4 protein-coding genes are annotated in these 6,070 nt (G+C 61.4%); 3 read left to right on the forward strand and 1 reads right to left on the reverse strand.

Translation table 11 applies throughout. From position 1 onward, the window contains the following. Positions 1 to 89: 89 nt before the first annotated feature. From VFQ24_19185 to VFQ24_19195, 3 genes are all read left to right on the forward strand, one after another. Complete coding sequence (locus VFQ24_19185; protein HET9180482.1) at positions 90 to 1,427, forward strand: ISNCY family transposase; 1,338 nt, start codon at positions 90 to 92, stop codon at positions 1,425 to 1,427. A gap of 469 nt (positions 1,428 to 1,896) precedes the next feature. Further along, positions 1,897 to 4,152 carry a Tex family protein gene (locus VFQ24_19190; GenBank protein ID HET9180483.1) on the forward strand — a complete coding sequence of 752 codons (2,256 nt, stop codon included), beginning with the start codon at positions 1,897 to 1,899 and terminating at the stop codon, positions 4,150 to 4,152. Positions 4,153 to 4,427: 275 nt separating this feature from the next. Beyond that, complete coding sequence (locus VFQ24_19195; GenBank protein ID HET9180484.1) at positions 4,428 to 5,813, forward strand: aminotransferase class V-fold PLP-dependent enzyme; 1,386 nt, start codon at positions 4,428 to 4,430, stop codon at positions 5,811 to 5,813. A gap of 65 nt (positions 5,814 to 5,878) precedes the next feature. On the opposite strand, the gene VFQ24_19200 is transcribed toward VFQ24_19195, so the two are convergent. Further along, positions 5,879 to 6,070 (reverse strand): hypothetical protein (locus tag VFQ24_19200; protein HET9180485.1); only part of this gene is annotated, 192 nt, incomplete at its 5' end.

The following is a 6,070-nucleotide window of genomic DNA, read 5'->3' on the forward strand; positions in this document are numbered from 1 at the left end:
TCTGTTGAACCTCGATGATAATGTCCCCTTTTGTCCTCGATAGAAATGTCCCCTAATAAGACTTCCGAAAGGAGGTCAGATTGGGGCGAGTGGAGATGAGCAAGAGGGAGTTGAGTCGGGTGGAGGTGCTGGCACGGGTAAAGAGCGGCCAGTTGCGGTTGGTGGATGCAGGGTTGCTGATGAGGATCAGTTACCGGCAGGCGAAGCGGCTGTGGAAGCGGTACCGAAAAGAAGGGGCTGCGGGGTTGAAGCACCGGAGCGCGGGGCGGCCGTCGAACCGGGCGTATGGGGAGGGTTTTCGGCGCCGGGTGTTAGGACTGGTGCGGGAGAAGTATGGTGGAGCGGTGGGAGAGCGATTTGGTCCGACGCTGGCGGCGGAGCATCTGAGGCTGGAAGACGGAGAGGAAGTGGATGCGGAGACGCTGCGGCGGTGGATGTTGGAAGCGGGGTTATGGAGCCGGGAGCGGCGGAGGCGGCCGCATCGGCGGCGGCGGGAGCGGAAGGAGCACTTTGGGGAACTGGTGCAGATGGACGGGAGCTTTCACGCCTGGCTGGAGGGGCGGGGGCCGGGAGGCTGCTTGATGGACCTGGTGGACGATGCGACGAACCGGACGCTGGCGCGGATGGGGAAGGAAGAGACGATCTGGGCGGCGGCGGGGGCGCTGCGAGCCTGGGTGGAGCGCTACGGGGTGCCGCTGGCGCTGTATGTGGACTGGAAGAATCTCTACCAGCGGCCGGCCACGGCGGGGGAGCGGTTGCGAGGGGAAGAGCCGGTGACGCAGTTTGGACGGATGTGCGGGAAGCTGGGGATCGAGCTGATTGGAGCCCGTTCGCCGCAGGCGAAAGGGCGGGTGGAGAGAATCCACGGGACGCATCAGGACCGGCTGGTGAAGAAGCTGCGGCGGAAGGAGATTGCCAGCTATGCCGAGGCGAACCGGTATCTGGAAGAGGAATATCTGCCGGAACACAACGAGCGGTTTGGGCGGGTGGCGGCGAGGCGGGAAGACTATCACCGGCGAGCGCCAAGGGCGGCGGAACTGGACAAGATCTTCCGGCTGGAGAGCGAGCGGGTGATCAGCGAGGATTGGGTGGTGCGGTACGAGAACCGGTTTTTCCAGTTGGAGCCGGGGAGCCGGAACTACGCGCCGGCGCGGGGCAAAGTGGTGGTCTGGGAGTGGCCGGACGGGCGGGTAGGGATCGAGTACCGGGGACGGGCGGTGAGGTGGCGAGAGATCGCGGCGCAGGCCAGACCGGCGGTCCAGGAGAAAAGAGCCACTCCAGCCCCCAAGGCCGGGAAGCGGAAGTGGGTGCCGCCGGCCGATCACCCGTGGCGAGAAGCGGCCCGCCGGCAGATGGAAAAGAAAGCAGGGAACCAGGCCGGGGCCGGCAAGCGGCGGTCGTGGGCCTCGCCCTCCGCTTCACCCTGAACGCTCGCCCTGCGGGCTCGCAGGGCTCCGCTCCGGGCAAGGCCCACGAGAAAAACAGAAACCCAAAAACCAAAAAAGAGAGAAAAATAACTACAACAAAAAGGGGACACTTCTAATGAGGTAAGCAAGGGGACATTTCTAAAGAGCTTTGACAGAGTTTTCCTTACGCGACTCATAATCGCATTCGATGCCCGGTTGAGTCAGCGCCTGATGTGCCCGCTGAAGGCGGAGTGGAGAGATCGGGCATTCGCCGAGCGCGAGGCAGCATGCGCCGATACGCGAAAGGCGATTGGGAGCGAGCGATGGCAAATTTGAGATGTCAAACCAGACCGCCTCGCTGAAAACCTGCCTGACAGCCCATAGTTTTGGCGTTCGGCCAGGTTATGGTTTATTCTTGACGTTTGGCCAACAGTTGCGCGATCGAGCGCCGCAGAACACTCCGCAGATACAGGAAACCTTTAATTTCACCATGACAGAACGAAAAGAACTTTCAACCGAGCTCTTGCTGCACATTGCGCAGCAGCTTGACGTCCCCCTGCGCGGCCTGGTGGCCGTGATTGAATTGCTCGATGAGGGCGGAACCGTCCCCTTCATTGCGCGCTACCGCAAAGAGGCCACCAGCAACCTGGATGAAGTCAAGGTGCGGCGGGTCGAGGAGAAGCTGACCTATTTCCGGGAATTTGTGGCGCGGCGCGGAACAATTCTGGCTTCCATTGCCGAGCAAGGCAAGCTGACCGCTGAGCTCAAGGCGCGCATTGATGCCACGCTCGACAAAAGCGAGTTGGAGGACCTCTACCTGCCCTACCGGCCGAAGCGCCGCACCAAGGCGACCATGGCGCGCGAGAAGGGATTGGAGCCGCTGGCGCTCTATCTTTGGGCGCAGGAGCCGGCTGCGGGACCGCTCGAAACCCTGGCCGCCGGATTTGTGGACGCTGATAAAGGCGTGAACAGCGTGGAAGAAGCGCTGGAAGGCGCTCGCCACATTGTGGCGGAAATGATCAGCGAGGACGCGGACCTGCGCAAGGCTCTGCGGAAGGTGATGTTTGAAGAAGGCGTGGTGGTGAGCAGCAAGGTGAAGGACGCCGTGGACGAGCAGGAAAAATTCAAGATGTACTACGAATACCGCGAGCCGGTGAAGGCCATCCCCTCGCACCGCATGCTGGCCATCCGCCGGGGCGAGAGCGAAGGCGTCCTCTACTTCCTTATTGAGGTTGATCCCTTGCGCGTTGTCACTCTGCTGAAGTCGCGCATTTTGCGCCAGCCGGGCGACTGGACGCCGCAGCTTGAACTGGCCATTGAAGACGCGTGGAAACGCCTGCTGAACACTTCCATTCAGGCTGAAATCCGCCTGGAAGTGAAGCAGCGCTCGGACGGAGAAGCGATCCAGGTGTTTCGTGACAACCTGCACAACCTGCTGCTGGCGCCACCGGCGGGGCCCATTTCCGTGCTGGGAATCGACCCCGGCATCCGCACGGGCTGCAAGATTGCGGTAGTGGACGAGACCGGGAAATTCCTTGCCCATGACCTCATCCACCTACACCGTTCCCAGGGCGAAAAGGAGGCAGCCGCCAGGACGCTCGAAACCCTGCTGCAGCGGCACAACGTTCGCGCCATCGCTATTGGGAACGGAACGGCTTCCCGTGAGACGGACGCTTTTGTGCGCGACTTTCTGCGCGAGAAAAAACTGGACAACATTTTCTCAGTGACGGTCAGCGAATCAGGGGCCAGTGTCTATTCCGCCTCAGAGGTCGCGCGTCAGGAGTTTCCAGACCTGGACCTCACCGTGCGCGGCGCCATCTCCATTGCGCGCCGGTTGCAGGACCCGCTGTCGGAGCTGGTGAAGGTGGATCCCAAATCGATTGGAGTGGGCCAGTACCAGCACGACGTTGACCAGCGCCAGCTCCAGGCGTCGCTCGCAAGCGTCATCGAGAGTTGCGTGAACCGCGTGGGGGTTGACCTGAACACCTCATCGTGGACGCTGTTGCGTTACGTTGCAGGCGTCACGGAGCGGGCCGCGCAAAACATCGTCACGTTCCGGAATGAAAACGGGAGCTTCCGCTCGCGCGCGCAATTGCGGAAAGTTCCAGGCATCGGGCCGAAGACATTCGAACAAGCAGCCGGGTTTCTGCGCATCCGCGACGGCGACAATCCACTCGACATGACCGCCGTCCACCCCGAGTCCTACCAGATCGTGGAGCAGATTGCTCAATCGCTGGGCGTTCCCATCGAGGAGCTGATTAAGAGTCCGGCACTTCTGGAGAAGGTGGACCGCAACCGTCTCGAAGCCGGCGCCTACACACTGAATGACATCCTGGAGGAACTTCGCAGGCCTGGCCGAGACCCGCGCGAGCAGTTTGTGGCACCCAGCTTTGACGAACAGGTTCGCGAACTCTCAGATGTGCAACCCGGGATGGTGCTGGAGGGCGTGGTCACCAACGTAACCAAGTTCGGAGCGTTTGTGGACATCGGCGTCCATCAGGATGGCCTGGTCCACGTCAGCGAACTTGCCAATCGCTACGTCAAAGATCCTTCGGACGTTGTGAAGGCCGGCCAGATCGTGAAAGTGAAAGTCTTAAGCGCCGATCCCAAAACGAAGCGTATCTCGCTCTCCATAAAGGCCCTTCAGGAGCCTTCCCCGAGGCATCCGGCCAAATCGCAACAAAAACCTGCAGCTGCGATGGAAGACAAGATCGCGCTGCTGGCCTCAAAATGGAAAACCCGTTAGCCGCAGCTTCCTGAAGAGCTGTCGCAGGGTTGAAGAACCGCCCACACCAGACGATGTTTACACTCCCACTACGCGTGGTTTAAGCTTTCATTTTTGTCCGTCGCAGATTTCCTCCACGCGCGCTTTGATAACCCACGTGAAAGGGTCTCTGCAATGGACTGCGGCACCAGCAAAACTTTCGTTGTCTGCGCGGAATGGCTGGCAGTCTCTGAAGAGTCGCTGGAAGCCTACTGTTGGCACTGTGTCCGATCCCATTCCAGAAGAAGGTCAATGTGATGCACGAGAAAATTCCCAGTCTCCTCGCAACAATACAGAAACATGCTTCAAGCTGGTTCGAGTCGGTTGCCAACCGGCCCATTCCGGCCGCCGTATCAGCGGAGGAGTTACGCCAGGCGCTGGGCGGCCCATTCCCTCAGGAAGGAATCGATCCCGAGGCTGTCACCGGGATTCTTGCCCGCGCGGGAATGAAGGGTGCTGTGGCCTCGACCGGCCCGCGATATTTCGGCTTCGTGGTGGGAGGGAATCTCCCCGCCGCGCTCGCCGCGGACTGGCTGGTGTCGGCCTGGGACCAGAACGCCGGCATCTACGTTCTGTCACCCCTGGTCTCGGTGATTGAGGAGATCACCGGGTCATGGCTGCGGGAACTGGCGGGGCTTCCCGCAACCATGAGCTTTGGTTTTGTAACCGGCGGACACATGGCGAACTTTACCGCGCTGGCTGCAGCACGCCATCGTGTGCTGCGCGATGCCGGATGGGATGTGGAAGCAAACGGCATTTACGGAGCGCCGCCCGTTGAAGTCGTGGCGAGCGAGGAAGCCCACTACACAATCTCCACATCGGTTCGATTTCTGGGCCTCGGCGCCAATCGAGTTCGGCAAATCCCCACAGACAGCCAGGGCCGGATGAGCGTCTCTGGCCTGGCTGCTGCATTGCAGGGCATCCGGGGGCCGTGCATCGTCTGCGCGCAGGCCGGCAACGTGAATACAGGTGCGATCGATCCTCTCAGCGAAATCGCCGAGTGTGCCAGGAACAGCGGCGCATGGTTCCATGTGGACGGCGCGTTCGGGCTGTGGGCCGCCGTTTCGCCTGAACGGGCGGGCCTGCTGCGCGGCATTGAGAAGGCTGATTCAGTGGCCACCGACGCACACAAGTGGCTGAACGTTCCGTACGACTGCGGGATCACCTTCTGTGCCGACGAATCCGCGCACCGCAGCGCGATGTCTCTGCCCGCAGCCTACATCCTCGCCACCGGAGGCGAGCGCGACCCTCACGAATTTGTGCCGGAAGAATCGCGGCGCGCCAGGGCCGTCCCTGTCTACGCGGCCATCCGTTCTCTCGGGCGACAGGGCCTCAACGAACTCGTCGAGCGCAACTGCCGCCAGACCCGCCGCTTTGCCGATGCTTTGGCGGCCGCGGGGTACAAAGTGCTCAACGAAGTCGTGCTCAACCAGGTTCTGATATCGTTCGGCACTACGGAACAGACGCAGCGTACCATCGCAGCCATTCAGGAGGACGGCACGTGCTGGTGCGGCGGCACTGTGTGGAAAGGCCAAACGGCCATGCGCATCAGCGTCTGCAACTGGTCAACAACAGACGCGGACGTCGAACGCAGCATCGAGGCGATTCTGCGGGCAGCCAAGCGGTCCGGGTCGGGAGTGTAAGTTCATCAGATTCCGGTTGAGTGCTCGGATTCTGTTCTCCAAGCCATAGCCGCGGATTCGCAAGTTCAGGGATAAAGATGGCGTTCGGCAATCTCCGCCCTCGGCTCACCGGCTTCCATCATTCGCGCAATCAGCCGCTCGCGCAAGTGAGCGGCGACCTCAGGCAAAGGCTGGTCGCCGCCATAGTGGACCAGGTGGGGCGGATCCTTACGGCCAGCCAGGTTCAGCAACTGATGAGGGTCGGCGGCAAGGTTGTA

Source organism: Terriglobia bacterium, from assembly GCA_035712365.1.
Classification (GTDB): Bacteria; Acidobacteriota; Terriglobia; order UBA7540; family UBA7540; genus SCRD01.